General features: G+C 72.5%; 25 protein-coding genes and 1 pseudogene. 14 read left to right on the top strand and 12 right to left on the bottom strand.

The genetic code is table 11. The features are described 5' to 3' along the window. Positions 1–13 precede the first annotated feature (13 nt). From IEZ01_RS19155 to IEZ01_RS19145, 3 genes are read left to right on the top strand one after another with little or no spacing between them, the layout of a single operon-like run. Entirely contained in the window at positions 14–952 is a 939-nt protein-coding gene (locus IEZ01_RS19155; RefSeq protein ID WP_189202753.1) for an ATP-binding cassette domain-containing protein, read from the top strand. Then, positions 949–1,725, top strand: a complete 777-nt coding sequence (locus IEZ01_RS19150; RefSeq protein ID WP_019885096.1) for an ABC transporter permease — start codon at positions 949–951, stop codon at positions 1,723–1,725. Before IEZ01_RS19155 ends, IEZ01_RS19150 begins: the two co-directional genes overlap by 4 nt. A 34-nt stretch (positions 1,726–1,759) precedes the next feature. After that, positions 1,760–2,959 (top strand): CaiB/BaiF CoA transferase family protein, encoded by a 1,200-nt coding sequence (locus IEZ01_RS19145; protein WP_189202751.1) that lies wholly within the window; start codon positions 1,760–1,762, stop codon positions 2,957–2,959. Positions 2,960–3,134: 175 nt separating this feature from the next. On the opposite strand, the gene IEZ01_RS19140 is transcribed toward IEZ01_RS19145, so the two are convergent. Further along, a complete protein-coding gene (locus IEZ01_RS19140) occupies positions 3,135–3,398 on the bottom strand; it encodes a hypothetical protein (RefSeq protein WP_028797358.1) in 264 nt (87 codons plus the stop codon). 326 nt (positions 3,399–3,724) lie between these two features. Between IEZ01_RS19140 and IEZ01_RS19135 the strand changes: the two genes are divergently transcribed. Further along, a complete protein-coding gene (locus IEZ01_RS19135) occupies positions 3,725–5,386 on the top strand; it encodes a serine/threonine-protein kinase (RefSeq protein WP_189202750.1) in 1,662 nt (553 codons plus the stop codon). A 66-nt stretch (positions 5,387–5,452) separates the two neighbouring features. On the opposite strand, the gene IEZ01_RS35060 is transcribed toward IEZ01_RS19135, so the two are convergent. Continuing rightward, positions 5,453–5,707, bottom strand: a complete 255-nt coding sequence (locus IEZ01_RS35060; protein WP_267907273.1) for an ArsR/SmtB family transcription factor — start codon at positions 5,705–5,707, stop codon at positions 5,453–5,455. 228 nt (positions 5,708–5,935) lie between these two features. Between IEZ01_RS35060 and IEZ01_RS35055 the strand changes: the two are divergent. After that, positions 5,936–6,067: pseudogene (locus IEZ01_RS35055) on the top strand (LysE family translocator); the annotation flags it as partial. Positions 6,068–6,128: 61 nt separating this feature from the next. Here IEZ01_RS35055 and IEZ01_RS19125 read toward each other — a convergent pair. Next, entirely contained in the window at positions 6,129–6,935 is an 807-nt protein-coding gene (locus IEZ01_RS19125) for an SGNH/GDSL hydrolase family protein (protein ID WP_019885102.1), read from the bottom strand. 172 nt (positions 6,936–7,107) lie between these two features. Here IEZ01_RS19125 and IEZ01_RS19120 point away from each other — a divergent pair, with 172 nt between their 5' ends. From IEZ01_RS19120 to IEZ01_RS19100, 5 genes are all read left to right on the top strand, one after another. Continuing rightward, positions 7,108–7,533, top strand: coding sequence for a hypothetical protein (locus IEZ01_RS19120; protein WP_019885103.1), 426 nt, complete (start codon positions 7,108–7,110; stop codon positions 7,531–7,533). Positions 7,534–7,999: 466 nt separating this feature from the next. Next, a complete protein-coding gene (locus IEZ01_RS19115; protein WP_028797359.1) occupies positions 8,000–8,845 on the top strand; it encodes a glycosyltransferase family 2 protein in 846 nt (281 codons plus the stop codon). Next, positions 8,842–10,047: a glycosyltransferase family 2 protein gene (locus tag IEZ01_RS19110; protein WP_373287635.1), complete on the top strand. Its 1,206-nt coding sequence runs from the start codon at positions 8,842–8,844 to the stop codon at positions 10,045–10,047. The genes IEZ01_RS19115 and IEZ01_RS19110 overlap by 4 nt, the downstream gene beginning before the upstream one ends. Beyond that, positions 10,047–10,844, top strand: a complete 798-nt coding sequence (locus IEZ01_RS19105) for a polysaccharide deacetylase family protein (RefSeq protein WP_189202748.1) — start codon at positions 10,047–10,049, stop codon at positions 10,842–10,844. Before IEZ01_RS19110 ends, IEZ01_RS19105 begins: the two co-directional genes overlap by 1 nt. 41 nt (positions 10,845–10,885) lie before the next feature. Continuing rightward, a complete protein-coding gene (locus IEZ01_RS19100; RefSeq protein ID WP_189202746.1) occupies positions 10,886–11,980 on the top strand; it encodes a DUF5925 domain-containing protein in 1,095 nt (364 codons plus the stop codon). 40 nt (positions 11,981–12,020) lie between these two features. Here IEZ01_RS19100 and IEZ01_RS19095 read toward each other — a convergent pair whose 3' ends face one another. Continuing rightward, a complete protein-coding gene (locus tag IEZ01_RS19095; protein ID WP_019885109.1) occupies positions 12,021–12,395 on the bottom strand; it encodes a GntR family transcriptional regulator in 375 nt (124 codons plus the stop codon). Positions 12,396–12,502: 107 nt separating this feature from the next. On the opposite strand from IEZ01_RS19095, the gene IEZ01_RS19090 reads away from it, so the two are divergent. Continuing rightward, complete coding sequence (locus tag IEZ01_RS19090; RefSeq protein ID WP_028797360.1) at positions 12,503–13,432, top strand: GNAT family N-acetyltransferase; 930 nt, start codon at positions 12,503–12,505, stop codon at positions 13,430–13,432. After that, positions 13,413–13,895, top strand: coding sequence for a ribonuclease FAU-1 family protein (locus IEZ01_RS19085; protein ID WP_019885111.1), 483 nt, complete (start codon positions 13,413–13,415; stop codon positions 13,893–13,895). Before IEZ01_RS19090 ends, IEZ01_RS19085 begins: the two co-directional genes overlap by 20 nt. A 9-nt stretch (positions 13,896–13,904) precedes the next feature. On the opposite strand, the gene IEZ01_RS19080 is transcribed toward IEZ01_RS19085, so the two are convergent. From IEZ01_RS19080 to IEZ01_RS19060, 5 genes are all read right to left on the bottom strand, one after another. Then, positions 13,905–14,330 carry a DUF6299 family protein gene (locus tag IEZ01_RS19080; protein WP_189202744.1) on the bottom strand — a complete coding sequence of 142 codons (426 nt, stop codon included), beginning with the start codon at positions 14,328–14,330 and terminating at the stop codon, positions 13,905–13,907. A gap of 110 nt (positions 14,331–14,440) precedes the next feature. Further along, positions 14,441–14,887: a GNAT family N-acetyltransferase gene (locus tag IEZ01_RS19075; RefSeq protein WP_189202742.1), complete on the bottom strand. Its 447-nt coding sequence runs from the start codon at positions 14,885–14,887 to the stop codon at positions 14,441–14,443. Further along, positions 14,884–16,380, bottom strand: coding sequence for a tripartite tricarboxylate transporter permease (locus tag IEZ01_RS19070; protein ID WP_019885115.1), 1,497 nt, complete (start codon positions 16,378–16,380; stop codon positions 14,884–14,886). The genes IEZ01_RS19075 and IEZ01_RS19070 overlap by 4 nt, the downstream gene beginning before the upstream one ends. Beyond that, positions 16,380–16,895: a tripartite tricarboxylate transporter TctB family protein gene (locus IEZ01_RS19065; protein ID WP_019885117.1), complete on the bottom strand. Its 516-nt coding sequence runs from the start codon at positions 16,893–16,895 to the stop codon at positions 16,380–16,382. Before IEZ01_RS19065 ends, IEZ01_RS19070 begins: the two co-directional genes overlap by 1 nt. Next, positions 16,892–17,875 (bottom strand): Bug family tripartite tricarboxylate transporter substrate binding protein, encoded by a 984-nt coding sequence (locus tag IEZ01_RS19060; protein ID WP_189202740.1) that lies wholly within the window; start codon positions 17,873–17,875, stop codon positions 16,892–16,894. The genes IEZ01_RS19065 and IEZ01_RS19060 overlap by 4 nt, the downstream gene beginning before the upstream one ends. A gap of 122 nt (positions 17,876–17,997) precedes the next feature. Between IEZ01_RS19060 and IEZ01_RS19055 the strand changes: the two genes are divergently transcribed. Together IEZ01_RS19055 and IEZ01_RS19050 are read left to right on the top strand one after the other, a co-directional pair. Beyond that, complete coding sequence (locus tag IEZ01_RS19055; RefSeq protein WP_019885119.1) at positions 17,998–18,669, top strand: response regulator; 672 nt, start codon at positions 17,998–18,000, stop codon at positions 18,667–18,669. 467 nt (positions 18,670–19,136) lie between these two features. After that, the gene (locus IEZ01_RS19050) at positions 19,137–20,129 is read left to right on the top strand and encodes a lytic polysaccharide monooxygenase (RefSeq protein WP_019885120.1); all 993 of its coding nucleotides are present in this window, start codon (positions 19,137–19,139) and stop codon (positions 20,127–20,129) included. Between the two features lie 28 nt (positions 20,130–20,157). Here IEZ01_RS19050 and IEZ01_RS19045 read toward each other — a convergent pair whose 3' ends face one another. The 3 genes from IEZ01_RS19045 to IEZ01_RS35050 all read right to left on the bottom strand — a co-directional run. Further along, positions 20,158–21,021 carry an esterase/lipase family protein gene (locus tag IEZ01_RS19045; protein ID WP_019885121.1) on the bottom strand — a complete coding sequence of 288 codons (864 nt, stop codon included), beginning with the start codon at positions 21,019–21,021 and terminating at the stop codon, positions 20,158–20,160. A 182-nt stretch (positions 21,022–21,203) separates the two neighbouring features. Further along, a complete protein-coding gene (locus IEZ01_RS19040; RefSeq protein ID WP_229833068.1) occupies positions 21,204–22,172 on the bottom strand; it encodes a DNA polymerase Y family protein in 969 nt (322 codons plus the stop codon). After that, positions 22,169–22,926: OB-fold nucleic acid binding domain-containing protein (locus IEZ01_RS35050; protein ID WP_229833065.1), on the bottom strand; the 758-nt coding region annotated here is incomplete at its 5' end. The genes IEZ01_RS35050 and IEZ01_RS19040, both read right to left, overlap by 4 nt.

Raw genomic sequence — 22,926 nt, 5'->3', positions numbered from 1 at the left:
GTATGGTCGCCCCATGACAACTACGTACGCTGTACTTAGTGAGGGGCTGCACAAGCGTTATGGCGAGGTGCACGCATTGCGTGGACTGGATCTGGCCGTCCCCGAGGGCACGGTCTGTGGGGTCCTCGGCCCCAACGGCGCGGGCAAGACCACGGCCGTACGGGTGCTGACGACGCTCACCGCCCCCGATTCCGGCAGCGCCCGGGTCGCCGGGTGCGACGTGGTGCGCGACCCGGCCGGGGTGCGCCGGCGCATCGCCGTGACGGGGCAGTACGCATCGGTCGACGGGGAGCTCAGCGGCGCGGAGAACCTTCGGCTGTTCGCGAAGCTGCTGCGGGCGCCGCGGGCGCGCGCCGGTGAGCTGCTGGAGCAGTTCGGCCTGGCGGAGGCGGCCGACCGCCCGGCCCGCACCTACTCCGGCGGGATGCGGCGCCGTCTCGACCTCGCCGCGAGTCTGCTGGTCCCGCCGAAGGTGCTCTTCCTGGACGAGCCCACGACGGGCCTCGACCCGCACAGCCGCAGCGGAATCTGGGACGCCGTACGGGGGTTGGCGTCCCAGGGCACGACCGTGCTGCTCACCACGCAGTATCTGGAGGAGGCCGACCAGCTCGCCGACGACATCGTGCTGATCGACGAGGGCCGGGCCGCCCACCGCGGCTCCCCCGCCGAACTCAAGGCGATGATCGGCAGTTACGCGCAGGTGGTCGTCGCCGATCCCGCCCATCTGGAGTCCGCCGCGGCCGTCCTGGACCAGCTCACCGGCTCCGCGCCGGCCCTCGACGCCGAGCGGCGCACGGTCGGCGCGGTCACCACCGACCCGACGCTCACCCTGCCCCGGGTGGTCCGCGAGATCGACGCGGCCGGAGTGCCCGTCGTCGACGCGAGCCTGCGTCCGCCCACCCTCGACGAGGTGTTCCTGCGCCTCACCGACCGTAAGGAGCTTGCCGTATGAGCGCCCTCGCCCACGACGGGACCGCCGTGCTCGGCCGTCATCTCCAGCGGATCCGGCGCGCCCCGGCGATCCTGGTGATGACCCAGACGATGCCGATCGTCTTCCTGCTCTTCTTCGGCTACGTCTTCGGCAGCGCGCTCGCCATGCCGGGTGCCGACTACCGGTCGTTCCTGGTGCCGGGCATGCTGGTGGCGACCGCCGCGAACGGCATCATGACCGGCATGTTCCAGGCCGCCCAGGACTCCCACCGGGGCGTGATGGACCGCTTCCGGACCCTGCCGATGAGCCGGGCGGCCGTGCCGCTCGGCCAGGCGCTGGCCGATCTGGTCACCAGCGCGGCCGGTCTGGTCCCGCTGATCCTGGTGGGCCTGGCCATGGGCTGGCGGATCGAGGGCGCGGCGCTCGAAGCCGTGGGCGCCTTCGGACTGCTGCTGCTCTTCCGCTTCGCCGCCACCTGGGTGGGCATTCTGCTGGGCCTCGCCTCCAAGAGCGAGGAGGCGGCCGGCCAGCTGGGCAGCGCCACCTTCATGCTGCCGCTGCTGTCCAACGCCTACATCCCGGTGGAGGGCATGCCCGGCTGGCTGCGTACGGTCGCCGAGTGGAACCCGATCTCGGCGGTGACCACGGCGGTACGGGAGCTGTTCGGCAACGCCTCGGTCCCGGCGGACGCCGCCTGGCCGGTGACACATCCGGTCGCCGGGGCGCTGCTGTGGTCGCTCGCCCTGATCGCGCTCTGCGCGCCGCTCGCGGTCCGGCGGTACGCGCGGGGGTGACAAAGGTGGTGCGTACACGATAGGTACGCCTGCCATGAGTACTCAGCCGCTCCCGCTGGACGGGATCACCGTCGTCGCCGTCGAACAGGCCGTGTCGGCGCCGTTCGCCACCCGCCAGCTCGCCGATCTGGGCGCCCGGGTCATCAAGGTCGAGCGCCCGGACGGCGGGGACTTCGCGCGCGGGTACGACACGGCCGCCGCCGGCCTCGCCTCGCACTTCGTCTGGTGCAACCGAGGCAAGGAGTCGCTCGCCGTCGACCTGAAGGACCCCCGGGGGATCGGAATCGTCCGCAGGCTCGTCGCGGACGCGGACGTGTTCGTGCAGAACCTGGCGCAGGGGGCCGCGGCCAGGCTCGGACTGGACGCGGCGACCCTGTGCGCGGCGCACCCACGGCTGATCGCGGTGGACATCTCGGGATACGGCGCCGGCGGCCCGTACGCCCACAAGCGGGCCTACGACATGCTCGTGCAGTGCGAGTCCGGGCTCGTGTCGGTGACGGGGACACCGGAGCAGCCCGTGAAGGCGGGGATCCCGGCGGCGGACATCGCGGCGGCGATGTACGCGTACGCCGGGGTCCTCGCCGCGCTCGTGCGGCGTGGGACGACCGGGCGGGGCGGGCCGGTGGAGATCTCCATGCTGGAGTCGCTCGCGGAGTGGATGGGGCATCCGCTGCACCATGCGATGCACGGGGGCGAGAGCCCGGCGCGTACGGGCGTCGCGCACGCCGTCATCGCGCCGTACGACGCGTATGCGACGGCGGACGGCGGTCAGGTGCTGCTGTCGGTGCAGAACGACCGGGAGTGGCGGCGGCTCGCGCAGCAGGTGCTCGGCCGGCCGGAGCTGGCGGACGATCCGTCGTTCGCGACGAACACGGCGCGGGTGGAGCACCGGGAGAAGACGGACGCGGTGGTGGGCGAGGCGCTGGCGGTACTGACGGCGGCCGAGGCGGTGGCGCGGCTGGAGGAGGCGGGGATCGCGTGCGCCCGGCTGAACACACTGACGGACCTGGCGGCCCATCCGCAGCTGGCGGCACGTGAGCGCTGGCGGGAGGTGGCGAGTCCGGTGGGGCCGCTGAGGGCGATGCTGCCGCCGGTGACGTTCCCGGACGCGGCGGAGTCGGCGGTGATGGGGGCGGTTCCGGCGCTGGGCGCCCATACGGACGCGATCCTGCGGGAGGCGGGTCTCGGGGCGGCGGAGGTGGCGGCGCTGCGGGACGCGGGCGTCGTCGTCTGACGTACGGGCGGCGTGCGGGCGTGGGCCTGGGGGCGTCGTGCCGGTGGGTGGTGCGGAGGTCGTCGCTGCGGTGGTGCCGGCGGGTGTGGGCCGGTGCGGTCGGGTGGGGGCGCGAGCTGGGGCGGGTGCGCGTGGTGGGGCACACGGACCCCACCCGACCGTGCTGGGCAGACCCCTAGCGGTGGCTGCCGAAGAGCGAGCGCCGCAGGCGCCGCAGCGGTGCGAAGAGCGAGACTCGCGCGCTCTTGCTGCCACGGCTGTGCGCGACATCGCGCGACGTCAGTTCCCGCATGAGCAGCGTCGCTTCCGCCGCCTCGCGCTGCGGCACGGCAGGGCCGCCCAGCACCGAAAGGTGGCGGTCGAGACGCGAACTTGTCGCGCTGCTCCCGCAGGTGATCGCAGGCACACGCGGCCTGCTGCGCACCGTTATCTGTTCCATGTCACTCCCCACCCGTACGAGGGCACCCGGCCCGGGCAGATTAACCCTATCGCTCCGCAGTGACACCCGTGTATCCCGTCCCCGCGATTAACCGTACCCGTACGGGGGTTGACGGTCACTCTCTGAATACAGCTGATTCCAGGGCGAGTTGGACAGGTGTCGATCCGTCACCTTCCGTCCGGTACCGCCGCCTCCGAAGACCCTTTGTGATCTCCGCCACCAAGATCACCGAGGGGCTCCCGGAGAGACCCAGTCCAAGGGGGCGGCAAAAAGGCTCGGTTGAGCTAGCTTGGAGGGGTTCGACCCTGCTGCGGAGGGGGGCTCGCTTGAGCGAGGTACCGGGCGACGAGCGTCTGATCGCGGGGCGTTACCGCCTGCTGAGCCCCCTTGGGCAGGGCGGGATGGGCGTGGTGTGGCGGGCCAGGGACGAGGCGCTCGGCCGCGAGGTCGCAGTCAAGGAGGTCCGCGCCCCCGCCGGCCTGGACGACGCGGAGACCAGCAGGCTGTACGCGCGCCTGGAGCGCGAGGCCTGGGCCGCCGCGCGGATCTCGCACCGCAACGTGGTCACGGTCTACGACGTGGCGTCCCAGGACGGCCGGCCCTGGATCGCGATGGAGCTGATCCGGGGGCTGACGCTCGCCGAGACGCTCGACGCGGAGGGGCCTCTGGCGCCTCAGCGGGCCGCGCACATCGGCGGGGAGGTGCTCGCGGCGCTCCGCGCCGCCCATGAGGCGGGGGTGCTGCACCGGGACGTGAAGCCGGGCAATGTGCTGATCGCCAACGACGGCCGGGTGGTGCTGACGGACTTCGGGATCGCCCGGGTGTCCGGGACGAGCGACCTCACGATGACCGGCGAGCTGATCGGCTCGCCCGAATTCCTGGCTCCGGAGCGGGCGTTGGGCCGCACACCGGGACCGGCTTCGGACCTGTGGTCGCTCGGCGTGCTGCTGTACGCGTGCGTGGAGGGCAACTCCCCCTTCCGCCAGGACACTCCGCTGAGCACCCTGAGGGCGGTGGTGGACGAGGAGCTGCCACCGCCGCGCCGGGCGGGGCCGCTCGCCCCGGTCATCGAGGGGCTGCTGCGCAAGGATCCGGCGGAGCGGCTGCCGGCGGCGGAGGCGGAGCGGCTGCTGCGGGTGGTGGGCGCGGGCGGCACGCCCCGTACGGCGACCGTGCACGCGAGCACACCGGTCCCTCCCGTCCCGTACGCCCCCACGGAGACGTCTACGCCCACGCCTCCCCTGCCGCGTCCGGTCTTCCCGGCTCCGTCGCCGGGCCCGGACACGACGGTCTCGGGGACCGAGCGGCCGCGGCGGGCCGTGGCGGTGCTGACCGCCGGGATCGCGGTGCTGCTGGTCGCGGTGGGCGCGCTGACGTACGCACTGGTCGAGCAGGACGGCCTGGGCGGCACACCGGCCGCCGGCACGACCACCAGCCAGGGCGGTACGGATCCGGCGACGGACGGTCCGGGTCCTTCGCCGACGCCCACACCGCCGTCCACGCCCCCGTCCACGCCCCCGTCCTCGGCGCCGGCCACCGGCGCGAGCACCGGCAGCACTTCGGCGTCCTCCACTCCCCCGCCGGCGCAGACCGTACGGGTCCATGTGGCGGCGGTGCGCGACAGCTACACCGGGGCCTGTCCCCCGCCCGCGGACCGGGCGCCTTCGTTCGCCGCCGGGATCACGGTCGGCCGGGTGCCCGCGTCCGTCTCGTACCGCTGGGTGACCGAGAGCGGCGGCGGCTCGGGCGCGGAGTGGAAGACGGTCGAGTTCGGTGCGGGCGGCGCCCGGGAGCGGGTGGTCCACCACACGGAGACGTCCTTCGCCGCGGACTCGGAGCGCCACGACCGGATCCGGGTGGAGATCCGGACGCCGGCCGGGGCGCGGTCGCAGTGGGTGGGCTTCTCGGTGACCTGTGAGCGGGAGACCCCGACGGACGGGGCTTCCTCCCCCGGCCTCGGGGAACACCCGTACAGCGGTCACCGGTGAGAACGATCATGGTCCGTCCGACGCCCGGTCTGGCCGGGACGGTCACCGCGGCACAGCAGCACCCGCTCAGGCTTCGGGCCTGGGAGTGAGGGCGGTGAGGGCGGCGGCGAGTTGGTCGAGGCGCGTCGGGTGCAGGGAGTAGAGGACGTAGTAGCCCTCGCGGCGGCTGGTGGTGAGTCCCGCCTGGGTGAGCTGGTGGAGGTGGCGGGAGATCACGGACGGGGAGAGGCCGAGGAGGGTGGCGAGTTCCTGGGTGGTGCGGCTCTGTGCGGCGAGGTGGGTGACGATCCGCAGGCGTGGGGCCGCGGCCAGGGCGCGCAGGGCGGTGAGGGTGTCTTCCTGGCTGGTGGGGCGGGCTGCCGAGGAGGGGCCGAGGGGCAGGGCGGGGTAGGTGATCCGCAGTGGCCAGGGGGTGTCACAGGTGACGCGTACGTGCGGCCAGACGTAGTGGCTCGCGGTGAAGGTGACGGGGCGGGCGCGGGTGACGGTGAGGTCGTGGTGGTGCGGGCGGTCGAGCCGGAGTGTGCGGGCGCCTGGGTCGACGCGGATCTGAGGGGCCAGGGCGCGTCAGCGGCCCGGACCTGGCTCGCCGGCTCCGACCGTCGCCTGTCGGTGATCGGCGGCGCGGGGGGCATCGCGCTGATCGGCCTCGGGCTCACCGTCGCCGTCACCCGTCATTGAGCTCCACCGGGTGTGTGCCCCACCCCCACGGCCTCGGCCGAGGGGGCGGGCGAAGGGTCGGTCACACCGCGTTCCTGAAGGTGGGCAGGTAGCCGCCGGACTGGCCGGGGGCGGTGGGGTGGTAGGACTCCCCGATGTTGAGCCAGTTGACGCTGTGCAGCCAGGCCGCGCCGGAGCAGATCTCGTGTCCGGTGAAGGAGGGGACGACGTCGGCGAAGGTGTAGCCGTGGTCGGCCGCGCGCTTGGCGATGGCGGTGTTGAGGTGGTCGGCGCCGCCGTTGATGGCACGGCGTTCGTTCTCGCTGAGTCCGGAGGTGCAGGTGCCGCTCAGCTTGTAGAAGCGGGGGTAGCCGATGACGACGACCTTGGCCGTGGGCGCCTTTGATCTGATCGCCGAGTACACCGAGTCGAGCTGGCCGGGCAGGGTGGTGTCGACGTACGCCTTGGCTTGATTGACTCGGTTGATGCAGGCGGCTTCGGACTGGAGGACACAGGTCGTCATGACGTCGGCGAAACCGGCGTCGTTGCCGCCGACGGTGATCGAGACGAGGTCGGTGGCGGCACTGAGCGGGCCGAGCTGACCGGCCGTCACATCACCCGTACGAGCACCTGAGCATGCCGTGAACGCGAACGACGAGGGTGAGTTCGCCGACGCCCACAGCCGGGGGTAGGCCCTGGTGGAGCGCTTGCAGGCGCCGCTGGCGCTGTCGTAACTCCCGGCGCCCACACCGGAGGAGTACGAGTCGCCGAGCGCCACGTAGTCGAGAGCGGCGGTCTCCGCGGCCTGTGCCGCCCCCGAGCCGGTGAGGGCGAGGGCGGCGCCGAGGAGGAGCGAGGAGGAGAATGCCGCGATTCGGGACAGTTTCATGGAACCTCCCTTTAGCAGAACCTCTGTCACATCTGTGGTAGCAGCGCGCATAACTCACTGGAAGTGTCCATGCCAAGAAGATTTGGCGAGGAGTTCGGCGCTCCTTGACGAGGTGTCACCGCCGCCCGAGCATGGCACTCCGACATCCGGCACCTTGGGGGCAAATTCACCCATGCGGACCAATCGAAACCAGCCAACTCCCCGACTCAGGACCCTTTTTGGGCGGGCCGCTTCACGGGACGCGCTCGCGCTGCTGGCCGGGGTCGCGGCGGCCGTCTCGGGTGTCGGCGCCGCACTCGTCGCCGCCGACCTCGATTCACCCCTGCGCGCCCCCTTCGCGCTCTTCCTGCTTCTGGCGGCCCCGGCGCTCGCCATCGGTTCGGTCCTGCGCCGGTTCACCACACTCACGCGCTGTGTGCTCTCGGCGGCGGGAGCGGTCGCAATCGATCTCACCGTGGCCCAGATGATGCTGACGTTTCATCTGTGGTCCTTCCGGGGCGGTGTGGCCACCGTCGCCGGGATCTCCGCCCTGCTGCTCCTGGTCGCGGTGATGCGGAATTCACTCACGCGCCGCGCGCGCAGGAGTTCCGCGCATTAGCGGAGCTCCCGGCCCGGCGGAATTGAATAACTCCCCCGTCACACGCGTCACTTATTCCCACATCCGTTCGGTCGGAACTATTCGAGCGGACCTCGCGTCTGTGCAGTCGGAGAAGGACGAAAAAGGAAATTGCGAGACCGTGGCCGGGTCTTGCCATACAGTCCCATTCATCAATACCGTCGGACATCTCACCCGCAACGGTCCATCATGCAAAGCGGCTCAGGGGAGGGCTCTAGCGTCGCGATGGATCCGTAGCGGAGCGCTGTAGGGGGGTGCCGCGTCCGGTACCGCATGCGTTCTCGCATGGGGGCCGAGTCGCGTGTCACGCGGCCAGTCATGCCAGCTCATCCATTCCGTACGGAGATCGAATTCCGTGCTGCGCGGATGAGAACCCCCCTTTCGAACCGGACAGACAACCGGACCGCCCGGGGGCGGGCGGTCCACCGGACGAGAGGGACACCCAACCATGAGCTCATCGCTCGAAACGTCGCTCGAAACGTCACTCGAAACTCGTTCCGCCACACAGATCGACCGGCAAATAGCGGCTCAGTACCGCGCCATCACCTCGCATCTGGCAATCACTCCGCCGGTGAGCGTCGTCATCCCCGCGATGAACGAAGCCGAAAATCTCCCGTACGTCTTCAAGACGCTTCCGGACTGGATCCATGAAGTGGTCCTGGTCGACGGGAACTCCACCGACGACACCGTCGACGTGGCCCGTGAACTCCGGCCGGACGTCAAGGTCGTCAAGCAGGTCGGCAAGGGCAAGGGAGACGCGCTCATCAGCGGCTTCGCCGCCTGCACCGGCGACATCATCGTCATGGTCGACGCGGACGGCTCGGCGGACGGGCAGGAGATCGTCTCCTATGTGTCCGCCCTGGTCGGCGGCGCCGACTTCGCCAAGGGATCCCGCTTCGCCAACGGCGGTGGTACGGACGACATGACGCCGGTCCGCAGACTCGGGAACCGCATCCTGTGCGGCATCGTCAACGCCAAGTTCGGCGCCCGCTACACCGACCTCTGCTACGGCTACAACGCCTTCTGGCGCCGGTGCCTGGACGAGATCACCCTCGACTGCACCGGCTTCGAGATCGAGACCCTCATCAACATCCGGGTCGTCAAGGCCGGCCTGCGCGTGCAGGAAGTACCGAGCCACGAGTACCTGCGCATCCACGGCGTCAGCAACCTCAACGCCGTACGGGACGGGCTGCGCGTCCTGCGCGTCATCCTCAAGGAGAAGGGCGTCCGGCGCGCGGCGCGCCGCAGGCCCGCCGCCTTCTCCGCCAACGTCCCCCGGGGAGAGGTCTCTTGAGGCCCGAGCCCCCCGCCGATGGAGAGCGCCGGTTCTCCGTGGTGATCTGTGTGTACACCGAGGAGCGCTGGGAGGACATCCTCGCCGCGGTCGACTCGGTACGCCACCAGTCACGGCCTGCCCTGGAGACGCTGCTCGTGGTCGACCACAACGCGGCGCTCCTGGACCGGCTCGCCCGCCACTACGAGCGGGAGCGGGACCGGAAGGAGGTGCGGGTGCTCGCCAACGCGGGCCCCCGCGGCCTCTCCGCCGGCCGCAACACCGGTATCGCCGCCGCCCGCGGCGACATCGTGGCCTTCCTCGACGACGACGCCGTGGCCGAGCGCGACTGGCTGCGCCACTTCGACGAGGGGTACGACGATCCGCGGGTGATGGCGGTCGGCGGGCGGACCGTGCCGGCCTGGGCGTCCGGCCGCCGGCCGGTGTGGTTCCCGGAGGAGTTCGACTGGATCGTCGGCTGCACCTACCGGGGCCTGCCGCCCGGCCGGGTCCGGGTCCGTAACGTCCTCGGCGGCAACGCCTCCTTCCGGCGGGCCGCCTTCGACGCGGCGGGCGGCTTCGCCACCGGCATCGGCCGCGACGGCGACCGGCGCCCGCTCGGCTGCGAGGAGACCGAGCTGTGCATCCGGCTCACCGCCGCCCTGCCCGACGCGGTCCTGCTCATCGACGACCGCGCCGTCATCCACCACAAGGTCCCCGCGGCACGGGAACGGTTCGGCTACTTCCGCACCCGCGCCTACGCCGAGGGCCTGTCCAAGGCGCTGGTCGCCCGCAGTGTCGGCGCGGGCAAGGGCCTGGAGTCCGAACGCCGCTACACCACCCGGGTGCTGCCCGCCGGGGTCGTCCGCGGGCTGTACGACGCGCTGCTCGGGCGGCCGGGCGGCGCGGGGCGGGCCGGGGCGATCGTCACCGGTGTGGCGGTCGCGGCGGGCGGCTATCTGCGCGGCTCGCTCGACGCGCGCAGAGGCGGGCCGCGGTTCTCCCACGGTCCCGTCGAGGCGTACGGCAAGGGCGAGGCGGACGGCAAGGGCAGGGCGTACGACAAGGGCAGGGCGTACGGCCAGGGCGAGGCGGGCGTTGCGGCAGACCCGCTCGACGCGGTCGGCCCGGTCACCCGAGCCGACTCTCCCGGCCCGGCGGGGGTGGCCGCCGGGTCGCCCCACGCGGACGGCTCGCCCGGCACCGGCAAAGGGCGGCCGTGATGAGCAGGGCCGTACCGATCCTGATGTACCACGCGGTCGGCCCCCACCCCGCGAAGGCGGCGTACGGGCTGTCCGTCTCGCCGGAGGCGTTCGCCGGGCAGATGGAGGTGCTCGGCGAGCGCGGCTTCACCCCGCTCACCACCGCCGAGCTCGCCGCCGCCTGGCGTTCGGGCGGCCCGCTGCCCCGCCGCCCGGTCCTGATCACCTTCGACGACGGCTACGAAGGAGTGCACCGGTACGCGCTGCCGGTGCTCGCCAAACACGGCTTCGCCGCCACCCTGTTCGTCTCGACGGGGTGGCTGCGCGGGGCGTACGAGGAAGGAGGCGCCCTGGACACCATGCTCGACTGGGAGCAGGTGCGGGAGCTGGCCGCCGCCGGCACGGAGATCGGAGGACACACCCACACCCATCCCCAGATGGACCAACTCGACGACGCGCGGCTGGCGTTCGAGAGCGTGCGGTGCCGGGACGTCATCGAGGCGGAGACCGGCCGCGCCCCGGTGTCCTTCGCCTATCCGTACGGCTACTCCAGCCGGCGGGTGCGGCGGGCGGTCCGCGCGGCCGGGTTCGCCCAGGCGCTCGCGGTCGGCAACGCGCTCGCGCGCCGCCGGCAGGGGCCGTACGCCCTGGAGCGGGTGACCGTGCGGCGCTCCACCGGCATCGAGGAGTTCGCGCGGCTGGCCGAGGGGCGCGGGATCGGCCGGTCCTTCGCCGCCGACCGGGTGCTGACGAAGGGGTACGCGCTGGTGCGGCGGACCCGCCGGGCGGGTGCCTCGCTGGTTCGAACACGTACATAAACACCGTGCGCCGGGGCGTCGTGTGCCGGATCATGGGCGCCATGTCCGCGAACCCGCACGACGCCCTGCCGATCCGGCTCCATGTCGACGACAGCGATTCACCGGCCGACGTCGTCGACGCGCTGTTCCTCGGCCGTTTCGCGACGGGCGAGCAGCCGTACTCGCACAGCTCCTCCATCGACCGCGTCAAGCCCGGCGCCACCCTGCTGCCGCCGGGCTCGGCCGTCCTGCGCTCGGCGAAGGACGACGACCGCAGCGCGGTGCTCGCCGAGGGCGAGGGCTGGACGCTGCTGGCCTCCCGCTGGAACCGCGGCGCCGACGTCACCGTCACCGCCGTCAGCCGGGAGCTGGCCGAGCGGGTGCTCAAGGAGGCGACGGACGGGGCGCAGGACGAGCCGGAGCCGCAGCCCGAGAACGTGACGATGGGCTTCTGGTACGTGTCGCCGCGGCGCGGACCGCACCGCACGACCCGGCAGATCGCGGCGGGGACGTGGGACGAGATCCGGGCCAACTACACCGCGCCCGTCGCCACGGCGATGGACCGGCTGATGAAGGTCACCCCCGACGACATCGCCGGCCGGCTGCTGCTTCTGCACGGGCCGCCGGGCACCGGCAAGACGTCCGCGCTGCGGACGCTGGCCCGGTCCTGGCGGGAGTGGTGCCAGGTGGACTGCGTCCTGGACCCGGAGCGGCTCTTCAACGACGTCGGCTATCTGATGGACATCGCGATCGGCGAGGACGAGGGCACGGCGAAGGGCCGCTGGCGGCTGCTGCTGCTCGAGGACTGCGACGAACTGATCCGCGGCGAGGCCAAGCACACCGCGGGGCAGGCTCTCTCACGTCTCCTCAACCTCACCGACGGTCTGCTCGGCCAGGGCCGCAACGTCCTCGTCGGCGTCACCACCAACGAGGACCTGGAGCGTCTCCACCCGGCGGTGGTCCGCCCCGGCCGCTGTCTGGCCCGGATCGAGGTGGGGCCGCTGACCCGGCAGGAGGCGGTGGGCTGGCTCGGCCGGGAGGACGGCGTCGGCCGCGACGGCGCGTCGCTGGCGGAGCTGTACGCGCTGCGCCGGGGCCAGGCGCCGTCCGCCATCCCGGACCAGCACAAGGGCGCGGACGCGGGCCTCTACCTCTGAGGCGGACGGCCGCCCCAAGGCGTCGGTTTCTACGGAGGGGTCAGTCCTCGTACGCCGCGCGCAGGGCTTCCTCGATCGCGGCCCGCGCGCCCACCTTCGTCAGGCCGAGGCGGCGCGCCTCGGTCGCGTAGAGCGCCGCCGCCGCTGCCGCGCGGCGCTGGGCCTCGTCCCCGGCCGGTGCGACGAACGTGCCGTGGCGGCCGCGGGTCTCGATCACTCCGTCGCCCTCCAGGGCGCGGTAGGCCTTGGCGACGGTGTTGGGAGCGAGGCCGAGCTCGTCGGCGAGGCCTCTCACCGTGGGGAGTTTGTAGCCGACCGGCAGCGCTCCGGTTCTCGCCTGTTCCGAGATCTGGGCGCGCAGCTGCTCGTACGGGGCGGTCGGGGAGTCCGTGTCCACGGCGATCTTCAGGGTCACGCGGCGATTGTCCCTCACGCCGCGAGGCACCGCCGGGGAACGCCGCCATGGAACGCCGCCGGAAAAGGAGAGGCGGCCGCGCGGCCGCCGCGCGTAGCGTGCGCGCCATGACTGTGATCGTCCGTGATCTACGCCTGGGGGACGCGGCGGACGCCGCCGCGGTGACCCGCGTCCGGCGCGCCGCGCTGCCCTACCTCGTGACCACGCCCGAGGCCCTCGCCTTCGGCGCGGAGAACGCCCATCCCGCCGCGAAGTACCGGCTGTTGGTGGCCGAGCGGGACGGGGAGGTGATCGGGACGGCCCATGCCGGGATCGCGTACGACAGCAGCGAGCCGGGCCTGGGGTATGTCACGCCCCATGTCCACCCCGACCACCGTGGCCGGGGCGCGGGCGGGCTGCTGCTGCGGACCGCCGAGGAGCATCTGGCGGGCGAGGGCGCGACCGCCGTGTACGCGTGGGCGCTGGAGGAGTCCGGTTCGCTGGAGTTCGCGCGCCGGCGCGGGTACGAACCGCGCCGCACGGCCCACTTCCTCCGGCTCGATCTGGCGGACGGGCCGCTGCCGGAGCCGCCCGCGCTGCCCGCCGGGGTCGAGCTGCGGACCGCGGCCGACTTCGCCGCCGATCCCCGGCCGCTGTTCGAGGCGGACGCGGAGACGACCTCCGACGAGCCGAGCGACATCGCGATCGACTTCGACGACTACGAGGACTGGCTGAACCACACCTGGAGCAGCCCGCTCCTGGACAAGGAGCTGACCACGGTCGTCGTGGTGGACGGCGAGGTCGCGGCGTTCACCGCCGCCCAGACCGACGGTCTGACCCGGTACATGTCGGGGATGACGGGCACGCTGCGGGCGCACCGCGGGCGGGGCCTGGCCAAGATCGCCAAGACCGACTCGCTGCACCGGGCCCGCGCGGCCGGCTACACCGAGGCTTTCACCAACAACGACGCCGGCAACGGGGCCATGCTCGCGATCAACCGGTGGTTCGGATACAGCGTCTGTGCTACGGAGGTACGTCATGTCCGCACGCTCGGTTGAGGTGGTGCTCGTCAAGGGCACCCGTACGAAGATCCGTTACCCGGCGGAGCTGGTCGCCGACGACGGTACGCGGCTGACGGTGCGGGCTCCCTGGGCGGCCGAGGGGGTGCGTGACTTCGGGTTCGTACGGTTCGAGCCGGGTGACGTGTTCCTGGAGCACTACTGGCGTGACCGGTGGTACGCGGTGAAGGAGGTCAGGGCGGCCGACGGTTCGCTCAAGGGCTGGTACTGCGACATCACGCGGCCGGCGGCCGTCGCCGGCGGTGAGGTCGTCGTCGAGGACCTGGACCTGGATCTGTGGGTGTCGGCGGACGGTTCGCAGATCCTGCGGCTGGACGAGGACGAGTTCGAGGCGAGCGGCCTGGCCGCGGCCGATCCCCAGGCGGCGGCGCGGGCCCGTGAGGCCCTGGACGAGCTGGAGTTCCTCGCCCGGGACGGGCTCGCGCCGATGCTCGGCCTGTGAGGCGGCGGGTCAGCGCAGTGTGATGTCCGCGTCGTCCTGGGCGAGGAACTCGGGCAGCGGGATCGCGCGGCTGGTGTCGAGCTTCATCAAGTTGGCCTGCACCCGGGCGGGTCCCGGCTCGTAGCGGCCGGGGGCGGTGACGACGGCGGTGTTCGTCCACTCGCGGACCTGTCCGTCGCAGACAGCGCGAGTGCCGCCGATCCCGCTGGACAGGTCCTTCTGCTTGAGGGTGCTGCCCACCAGCACCGGGCCGGTGGAGCCGTCGTCGAGGCACTGGTAGGTGCCATGGAGGGTGACGGTGCCGTCGGCGGTCACCGTTCCGGTGTCCTCGACGGTCACGCGGTCGGTGGGGCCGGCGTGGGCGGGCGCGGCGGCCGCGAGGCCCGCCACGAGCAGGGTGCTCGCGGCGGCGCCGAGGGGGAGGCGGAGGCGCATGGCTGTGTCCCTTTCGGGGGGTGAGGTGATGACGCCCGCCAGGGGTACCGGATCGCACCGCGCCGGTGTCCGCACCTCGCCCGATCGGCGGCGAGTCGTACCCGGGAGGTTCACAGCGCCTTGCGGTAGTGCATACGGTCGTACGGTCCGTCCACGCGCCGCTCGACCAGTTCGTAGCCGCAGCGCTCGTACAGCTTCTGGTTCTCCCACATCATCGCGTTGGTGAGCAGCCGGACTTCGGGGACGCCGAGCTCCCGGGCGTGCGCTTCGACCCACCTCAGCAGGGTGCGGCCCAGGCCGGTGCCCTGGGCCTGCGGGTGGACCGCGATCGTGTCGAGGTAGAGGTGGTCGGCGGCGGGGACGACCACCACGAGGCCCCGCACCGGGTCGCCGGCGACGAACACCCGCCCCGCGGCGACGTTGGCCGCGTGGTCGTTCTCCATCGGGGACGGCACGAGACCGATCCGCTCGATGTAGTGGTGGAAGGCGGCCTCGGTCACCGCCTTCACGGCGGGGACGTCGGCGGCGACCGCGGGGCGGGGCGCGTCGGCTGTCATGCCGTCACATTACGGCGGCGCGTGATCACCTTCTTCAGCAGGGGCCACACCAGCAGCAGCACGATCACGGCGTACACGGACACCGAGAACGGGGTGTTGACCAGGCCGGTGACGCTGCCGTCGCTGATCTGCAGGGCGCGCCGCAGCTGTTGTTCGGCGGCCGGGCCGAGGATGACCCCGATGACGGCGGGGAGCACCGGCAGTCCGTAGCGTCGCATGCCGAATCCGATCACACCGATGACCAGCAGGACGACCAGGTCGAGCGCCTCGCCGCCGACCGCGTAGGCGCCGACGGCGGCGAAGAAGAGGATGCCGGCGTAGAGGTAGGGGCGGGGAATGCGCAGCAGCTTCGCCCACAGGGGGGCGAGCGGCAGGTTGAGGGCGAGCAGCAGCACCATGCCGACGAAGAGCGAGGCGATCAGGCCCCAGACCAGCTCGGGTTCGCGTTCGAAGAGGAGCGGCCCGGGCTGGATGCCGTACTGCTGGAAGGCGGCGAGCATGACGGCGGCGACGGCGGTGGTCGGCAGGCCGAGCGTGAGCATCGAGACGAGGGTGCCGGCGGCGGAGGCCGACGCGGCCGACTCCGGTCCGGCGACGCCTTCGATCGCGCCGCGCCCGAATTCGTGCCGGTGCTTGGAGAGCCGCTTCTCGGTGACGTACGAGAGGAAGGTGGGGATCTCGGCGCCGCCGGCCGGTATCGCGCCGAACGGGAAGCCGATGAGGGGGCCGCGCAGCCACGACTTCCAGGTCCGGCGGACGTCGTCACGGCCGAGCCAGGGGCGGCCGACGGGGAGGGGCTCGCCGGTGGTCCGGCGCAGATGGGCGGCGACCCACAGCGCCTCGCCGATGGCGAAGAGGCCGACCGCGACGATGACGACGTCGATGCCGTCGGCCAGTTGCAGCGATCCGAAGGTGAGCCGCTGCTGTCCGGTCATCTGGTCGAGGCCGACGAGGCCGAGGGTGAGTCCAATGAGCAGGGAGGCCAGTCCGCGGATGCGGGAGGAGCCGAGGACGGAGGTCACGGCGATGAAGGCGAGCACCATGATGGCGAAGTAGTCCGGTGCGCCGATGTCGACGGCGAGCGCGGCGACCGTCGGGGCGAGCGCCACCAGCAGGATCGTGCCGATCATGCCGCCGGCGAAGTGGCCCACGGCGGCGGCCGCGAGGGCCTGGGCGCCGCGCCCCGCCTTCGCCATCGGGTTGCCTTCCAGGGCGGCGACGACGGCGGCGCTCTCGCCGGGGGTGTTGAGCAGGATGGAGGTGGTGGAGCCGCCGAACATGGCGCCGTAGTAGATCCCGGCGAACATGATGAAGGCGCCGGTGGGTTCGAGCCCGTAGGTGACCGGGAGCAGCAGGGCGACCGCCATGGCGGGGCCGATGCCGGGCAGGACGCCGATCGCGGTGCCGAGTAGCACGCCGAGCGCGGCCCAGAGCAGATGCGCCGGGGTGAGCGCGGTCTGGAAGCCGTCGAGGAGGGAGTTCAGGGAATCCATCAGATCACTCCCATGAGCGGACCGCCGGGCAGCGGGACGCCGAGCAGGTTGTTGAAGACGCCGTAGGTGATGAGGGAGAGCAGGGCCGCGACCAGCGGGTCGCGGTGGAGGTGGCGGCTGCCGAGGGCGTAGGCGGATCCCCAGAACAGCAGGGCACCGGAGACGGGGAAGCCGACCGGGCCGACGAGGACGGCGAAGCCGAGGAAGACGCCGATGAGGAGCAGGACCGTACGCCGGTCGCCGGGCTCGGACAGGTCGATGTCCTCGCCGCCCTCGGCCTCGCCGCGGCCGCCGCGCAGGACGTCGACGGCGAGGAGGACGGCGACGACGAGCAGACCGGTGCCGACGACGAGGGGGACGGTGGTGGGGCCGATCGGGCCGCGCTGGGCGATGTCCACGTCCATGGTGAGCGCGTCGGTCAGCACGAGGACGCCGAGGACGAGCAGCAGGGCGCCGACGCCGAGTTCGGAGTGGTCGCGCAGCCAGGACCTGCGGGGGGCGGGGGGTGTGGTCACAGTCCCAGCTCCTTCAGCACCGCGTCGACACGGGTGTTCTGTTCGTCGAGGAAGGCGCCGAACTCCTCACCGGGCAGGAAGGCGTCGCTCCAGCCGTTCTTCTTCATCGACTCGCGCCACTGCGGCGAGTCGTGGAGCTTGGTGACGAGTCCGACGAGCTTGTCGCGTTCGGTGTCGGTCAGGCCGGGCGGGGCGACGATGCCGCGCCAGTTGGTGAAATCGGTGTCGAGGCCTGCCTCGCGGAGCGTGGGGGCGTCCAGGCCCGGGACCCGCTTCGGGCCGGTGACGGCGAGGAGCCGCAGCTCGCCGGAGCGGATCTGGTCGAGGTACTCGCCGACGCCGGAAACGCCGAAGGCGACCTTGTTGCCGAGGATGGAGGCGAGGAGTTCGCCGCCGCCGTCGAAGGGGACGTAGTTGACCGACCTGGGGGCGATGCCGGCGGCCTTCGCCATCAGCATCGGGGCGAGGTGGTCGGGTCCGCCGGGTGAGGAGCCGCCGCCGACGGGCAGCTTGCCGGGGTTCTTCTTCCAGGCGGTGAGCAGGTCCTGGATCGTGCGGTACGGGGAGTCCTTGCCGACGACGACGATGTCCTGCTCTTCGGTGAGGCGGGCGATCGGGGTGGTGTCGGCGAGGGTCCTGGGCGACTTGTTGGTGTGGACGGCGCCGACGACGCCGAGGCCCATGGACATGGCGAGCTTGCCGTTGCCGTGTTCGCCGGCGAGCCGGGTCAGTCCGACGGTGCCGCCCGCGCCGGGCAGGTTGAAGACCTCGATGTTGCCGGTGAGCCCGGCTTCCTCGGCGTTCTTGGCCGCGGTGCGCGCGGTGATGTCGTAGCCGCCGCCGGGGGTGTTGGGCACCATCAGGCGCAGGCCGGGGATCTGGGTGCCGGTGTCGGCGCCGCTGCCGGGGGTGAGCAGCGGCGGCCCCACCAGCACCAGCAGCGCGGCCCCGAGCAGGGCGAGGGGGGTGCGTGGACGCACGTGTGCCGCCTCTCAGGAGGGTGTGTGAAGTGGCCCACATGTTGCCTGCGCGTTAAGAAGCTGTCTCCCTTCCGCAATCAACGGACATTGTGGTCGTTGTGGTCGGGACCTAGCGTGTCGGCGTGACCAAGGTGCTGGTGGTGGACGACGACTTCATGGTCGCGAAGCTGCACAGCCGCTATGTGTCCGCGGTGGACGGATTCACGGTCGTCGGAGCGGCGCACAGCGGCGCCGAGGCGCTGCGCGCCGCCGAGCGGCTGCGCCCCGATCTGGTCCTGCTGGACATCTACCTTCCGGACATGGACGGGCTCGGTGTGCTGCGGGAGCTGCGGGCGGCGGGCCTCGGCGTGGACGCGCTGGTGATCACGGCGGCGCGGGACGCGGGCACGGTCCGCGCGGCGCTGCGCGCGGGCGCGCTGCACTATCTGATCAAGCCGTTCAGCCAGGCGGCGCTGCGCGAGCAGCTGCTGCACGTGGCGGCGCTGCGGACCCGCCTGGAGGCGCTGGAGGAGGCGCGCCAGGAGGACGTGGACCAGATCTTCGGCACGCGGCCGCCGGGTTCGCGGGAGCTCCCGAAGGGCCTGGCCGCGCACACGGCGGAGCTGGTGGAGCGGATCCTGCGGGAGCACCCGGGAGGCCTGTCGGCGACCGAGTGCGCCGAGGCGGGCTCCCTGTCCCGGGTCAGCGCCCGCCGCTACCTGGAGTACTTCGCGGAGACGGGCCGCGCGGAGGTGACGCTGCGGTACGGGGGCACGGGCCGCCCGGAACGGCGGTACCGGAGCGTGGGGGCGTAAGGGGGCGGATCGCGCGCCGCGAGCCGCGAGCCGCGGTTCGCGCGCCGCAGGCCGCTCGGGGCGGGCCGCGAGGGGCGGATTTCGCAGACCGACGACGGCAGCCCCGCGCGCGGCGCCGCCCCGGCGGCGACGGACGGTCTGCGGCCGCGACGACGCGCATCCGCGACCGGCGAACCCGCGGACCCGTCCCCGAAGACACGCCTCCACGACAGCGAGCGCGCAGCCCCGCGCGGCCCGGAGGGTCGTTTCTCAGCCCCCGCTTACGTCCGCCTTAAAGCGACCATAAGGATCGCCCTCACCCCCCTCCAGCAGGCGATTTCGACGTTCCGAGGGGCTAACTTGCTGGTCGCCGGGGCCGGTTCGGGTCGTCGGCGCCGTAGCTCTCGGGGGGCTGCGCCGCCGGCTCGGAGCGGGGCCGGTATCCCCCACACCTCCCCCCTCTTCCGCCGTTGAAGGAGATCGTCACCATGACCGCTCGCCGCAGGGCAGCCTCCCTCGTCACCGCTGTCACCGCCGCCTCTGTTGCGTCGCTCGCGCTGACCGGGCAGGCGGCCGCGCACGGGTCGATGACGGACCCCGTCAGCCGGGTCTCGGCGTGTTACGCGGAGGGGCCGGAGAGCCCGAGGTCGGCGGCGTGCAAGGCGGCCGTCGCGGCCAGTGGCGCGCAGGCGTTCTACGACTGGAACGCGGTGAACATCGCCAACGCCGCCGGCAAGCACCGGCAGCTCATCGCGGACGGCAAGCTGTGCAGCGCCGGCAACGACAAGTACCGCGGCCTCGACCTGGCGCGCGGCGACTGGCCGTCGTCGAAGCTCAGCTCCGGGAAGCACACCTTCCGCTACAAGGGGACCGCCCCGCACCGGGGTTCCTTCGAGCTGTACGTGACGAAGGACGGCTACGACCCGTCGAAGCCGCTGCGCTGGTCGGACCTGGAGCGCAAGCCGTTCGTGAAGGTCACCGACCCGCGGATGGAGAACGGCGACTACGTCTTCCAGGGCACGCTGCCGAAGAAGTCCGGGCGGCACCTGATCTACTCGATCTGGCAGCGCTCCGACTCCCCCGAGGCCTTCTACACCTGCTCCGACGTGGTCTTCGGCAAGGACGGCGGCGGCTCGGGCCGCCCCGCCCCGACCGCGTCGGCGCCGACGCAGAAGGAGATCGAGGCCGGCGCGGGCAAGTCGTCGGTCGAGCACCACGGCCACGGTGACGACAAGGCCGAGACCGGGGCGAAGGTCACCGCGGCGGCGCCAGCGTCCACTCCCCCGTCCACCCGGCCGGCCGCCCCGAAGGCCCCCGAGGCGAACACCGCGAACGCCCCCCAGGCGGCCGGCGCCGGTCAGAACCTCGCCGAGACCGGCGGCAGCGGCACCACGCCGTACCTCGCGATCGGCGGCGCGGCGGTGCTCGCGCTCGGTTCCGCGGTGCTGTTCGGCACGGCCCGCCGCCGCCGCTCCAGCTGACACCGGCGGACACGGGCCGGCCTGAGGGTCAGCCGATCACCGAGAGGCAGGTGGTCTCGGTCGCGTGGGCCGGGTCGAGCGCGTTGGCCACCTCGTGGTACGCGATCCGGTCCAGCGTGCCGATGGCCACGTGCTCGGACAGGTCGAGGGCGCACTTGTCCTGGATGACGACGTTGGTGACGTTGTCGCCGGTGAGGAACCCGCTCCGGTACGGCGTGACGACCTGGTCGTACTTGGTGGCGATGACGGTGTACGTGACCCCGGGGACGGTGTCGCCGCCCGCGTTGAGCTTGGTGAGGAACGCCGAGCCGGCGATCTGGTCGGCGAGCCCCGGGGTCTTCTCGCTGATCAGGTCGGCCGCGCCGGGGAAGTGCTCCAGCAGGGAGGTGAGGCCGGAGAGGGTGGTGCCGTGGTTGTCGGGCCCCAGGCCGACCAGGGCGTTCACCTTCTCGGCCCCGCCGAGGAACTTGAGGTAGTAGCGGGGCATCAGGCCGCCCTGCGAGTGGCCGACCAGGTCGGTCTCGTCGGCGCCGGTCGCGGCGAGCACCTTGTCTACGAAGACGTCGAGCTGTTCGGCCGATTTGTCGATGGGGCCGAGGCCGTGGAAGAAGGGCACTCCGGGCAGTTGGCCGTAGTCGAGGGAGAAGACGCAGTATCCGCGGTTGACGAGGTAGGGGGCGAGAGCCAGCCAGTTGTCGATCGAGTTCCCGAGCGTGCCGTGGACGAGCACGACGGGGCGGGGATGGGCTGCGGACGGTTTGCAGGACCAGTTGTTCCAGCCCCTGCTGGGCGCGGATTCGGCGGCCTGGGCGGAGGCGGTGGGGGTGAGGGTGGCGGCGGCGGCCAGCAGGAGCACGGACAGTGCTCTGCAGAGGCGTTTCCAGGGCAGCATCGGGTGATCTCCTTGCGGCTCAAGGGACATGACGATGGCGGTACGCCCTGCGGTCCGGACCACAAGTGGGGATGCTGTACTTCGGCCAAATTACGCACGGGTAGCGAGAGGTGGGAAGTTACGCGTCGGTAAAAAGTGCTGTGTCGGCAAGTCCGGGGTGGGATAGGGGCCCTGCGGACGGCTCAGGCGGCCAGCGATCCCGGGATGACGGCCCCCGGCCCGAACTTCGCCCGCGCCCGGTCCGCGACCTCCTCGATCCGCCGGGCCTTCTCGTCCGCCGGGTCGAAGGAGAGCTGGTGCGCGGCCCCCTCGGCGGGGCTGAGCCCTTCGGCGCGCAGGGAGATCCCCCGCACTCGGGCCCGCTGGAGCCCGAGCGCGTCGAGGGCGGCGTACGCGGTGGCGGTGAGCGCCGCCGAGTGGGCGGTCGGCTCGGGCAGGGTGCGGGTACGGGTGGTGGTGGAGCGGTCGGCGTAGCGCACGGTGAGGGTCAGCGCCCGGCACACCTGCTCCTCGGCCCGCATCCGCGCGCCCAGTTCCGCGGCGAGCGAGAGCAGCGCGCGGCGGTGGTGGACGGCGTCCAGCTCGTCGCGGGGGAAGGCCCGTTCGGCCGCGACCGAGCGGGAGACCGCGTTGGGGACGACCGGCGTACGGTCGAGGCCCTGGGCCCGTTCCCACAGGTCGCGGCCGGTGCGGGCGCCGACGAGCCGCTGGAGGACGGCGAGCGGGGCCGCGGCGACGCGGCCGACGGAGTCGAGTCCGTATCCGCAGAGGGTACGGGCGGTGGTGCGGCCGACGCCGTCGAGCGCGGCGACCGGGCGCTCGCGCAGGAAGGCCGCCGGGTCGTCGACGACGAGGGTGGCGCCGGGGCGGGCCTCGCGGGCCGCCATCCTGGCCAGCATCGGGTTGGGTCCGGCGCCGATGACGCAGTCGACCCCGTACAGGGCGAGCGCCCTGACCCGGATCACCGCGGCCAGTTCGGCGGCGCCGCGGCCGAAGTAGCGCAGGGCGCCGGTGAGGTCGGCGAGCACGGTGTCGGGCGGGGCGGCCTCCACCACCGGGGTGAACTCGCCGAGCAGGGCGACCAGTCGGGGCAGTACCGACTCGCCCGCCTCGTCCATGGGGCCGATCCTGAACCGTACGCAGAGAATCATCCCGCGCTCCCCTGACTCTGGTGCCACAGCTTCCGCGGCGGTTTCACGGTCTGTTCGCCCGCCGGGCGCAGGTCCGCCCAGGGGTTCAGTTCGTAGCCGGTGGACATCCGGATCCGGCGGCCGGGGTCGCCGGCGGGGGCCCCGGCGGGCGCGAGCGGTTCGGCGAGGCGGGCCGCCACCGCCTCCAGACCGCCGGTGGCGCGCAGTTCGGCCAGTTCGGCGAGGTTCCAGGCGGCGGCGCCGACCACACTGAGGCTGCGCGGGCCGCGGCGCTGGACCACGCCGCGCACGAGCAGCAGCCAGGAGTGGAAGACGGTGTGGGCGCAGGCCTCGTGGCTGTCGTCGAAGAAGGCGAGGTCGACCAGGCCGGTGCCGTCGTCGAGGGTGGTGAAGATGACACGTTTGCCGGACCGGACGGGCGGGGTCTGGGTGGCCGCCTTGGCGCCCGCGACCAGCACGGTCCGGCCGTGCGGGGCCTCGCGCAGCCGGCGGGCCGAGACCACGCCGAGCTCCTGGAGGAAGGCGTGGTGGTCGGCCATGAGATGGCGGGAGGCATCCATGCCGAGGACTCCGAGCTCGGCGCTGAGCCGTTCGGACTCGTCGAGGTCGGGCAGGCCGACGGACGCGGTCTTGCGGCCCTGGGCGAGCGGGAGCTGGCCGCCGTAGGAGGCCGCGCCCCGCTGGACGCGGTGGAGTTCGGTGAGATGGAGCAGCAGATCGCGGCGGTTGGCGCCGAACGCGTCCAGCGCGCCGA

Origin of the sequence: Streptomyces purpureus, from assembly GCF_014648195.1 — a bacterium.
Taxonomy (GTDB): Bacteria; Actinomycetota; Actinomycetes; order Streptomycetales; family Streptomycetaceae; genus Streptomyces; species Streptomyces purpureus.
Note: the sequence above shows the minus strand (reverse complement) of the source record. Positions and strands in the feature narration are given on the sequence as shown.

Coding starts and splice junctions, on each gene's coding strand:
- IEZ01_RS19155 (WP_189202753.1), top strand. CDS start 14: ATGACAACTACGTACGCTGTACTTAGTGAGGGGCTGCACAAGCGTTAT.
- IEZ01_RS19040 (WP_229833068.1), bottom strand. CDS start 22,172: ATGATTCTCTGCGTACGGTTCAGGATCGGCCCCATGGACGAGGCGGGC.
- IEZ01_RS19115 (WP_028797359.1), top strand. CDS start 8,000: ATGAGCTCATCGCTCGAAACGTCGCTCGAAACGTCACTCGAAACTCGT.
- IEZ01_RS19085 (WP_019885111.1), top strand. CDS start 13,413: ATGTCCGCACGCTCGGTTGAGGTGGTGCTCGTCAAGGGCACCCGTACG.
- IEZ01_RS19145 (WP_189202751.1), top strand. CDS start 1,760: ATGAGTACTCAGCCGCTCCCGCTGGACGGGATCACCGTCGTCGCCGTC.
- IEZ01_RS19075 (WP_189202742.1), bottom strand. CDS start 14,887: ATGACAGCCGACGCGCCCCGCCCCGCGGTCGCCGCCGACGTCCCCGCC.
- IEZ01_RS19080 (WP_189202744.1), bottom strand. CDS start 14,330: ATGCGCCTCCGCCTCCCCCTCGGCGCCGCCGCGAGCACCCTGCTCGTG.
- IEZ01_RS19090 (WP_028797360.1), top strand. CDS start 12,503: ATGACTGTGATCGTCCGTGATCTACGCCTGGGGGACGCGGCGGACGCC.
- IEZ01_RS19150 (WP_019885096.1), top strand. CDS start 949: ATGAGCGCCCTCGCCCACGACGGGACCGCCGTGCTCGGCCGTCATCTC.
- IEZ01_RS19050 (WP_019885120.1), top strand. CDS start 19,137: ATGACCGCTCGCCGCAGGGCAGCCTCCCTCGTCACCGCTGTCACCGCC.
- IEZ01_RS19045 (WP_019885121.1), bottom strand. CDS start 21,021: ATGCTGCCCTGGAAACGCCTCTGCAGAGCACTGTCCGTGCTCCTGCTG.
- IEZ01_RS19105 (WP_189202748.1), top strand. CDS start 10,047: ATGAGCAGGGCCGTACCGATCCTGATGTACCACGCGGTCGGCCCCCAC.
- IEZ01_RS19125 (WP_019885102.1), bottom strand. CDS start 6,935: ATGAAACTGTCCCGAATCGCGGCATTCTCCTCCTCGCTCCTCCTCGGC.
- IEZ01_RS19100 (WP_189202746.1), top strand. CDS start 10,886: ATGTCCGCGAACCCGCACGACGCCCTGCCGATCCGGCTCCATGTCGAC.
- IEZ01_RS19070 (WP_019885115.1), bottom strand. CDS start 16,380: ATGGATTCCCTGAACTCCCTCCTCGACGGCTTCCAGACCGCGCTCACC.
- IEZ01_RS19120 (WP_019885103.1), top strand. CDS start 7,108: ATGCGGACCAATCGAAACCAGCCAACTCCCCGACTCAGGACCCTTTTT.
- IEZ01_RS19140 (WP_028797358.1), bottom strand. CDS start 3,398: ATGGAACAGATAACGGTGCGCAGCAGGCCGCGTGTGCCTGCGATCACC.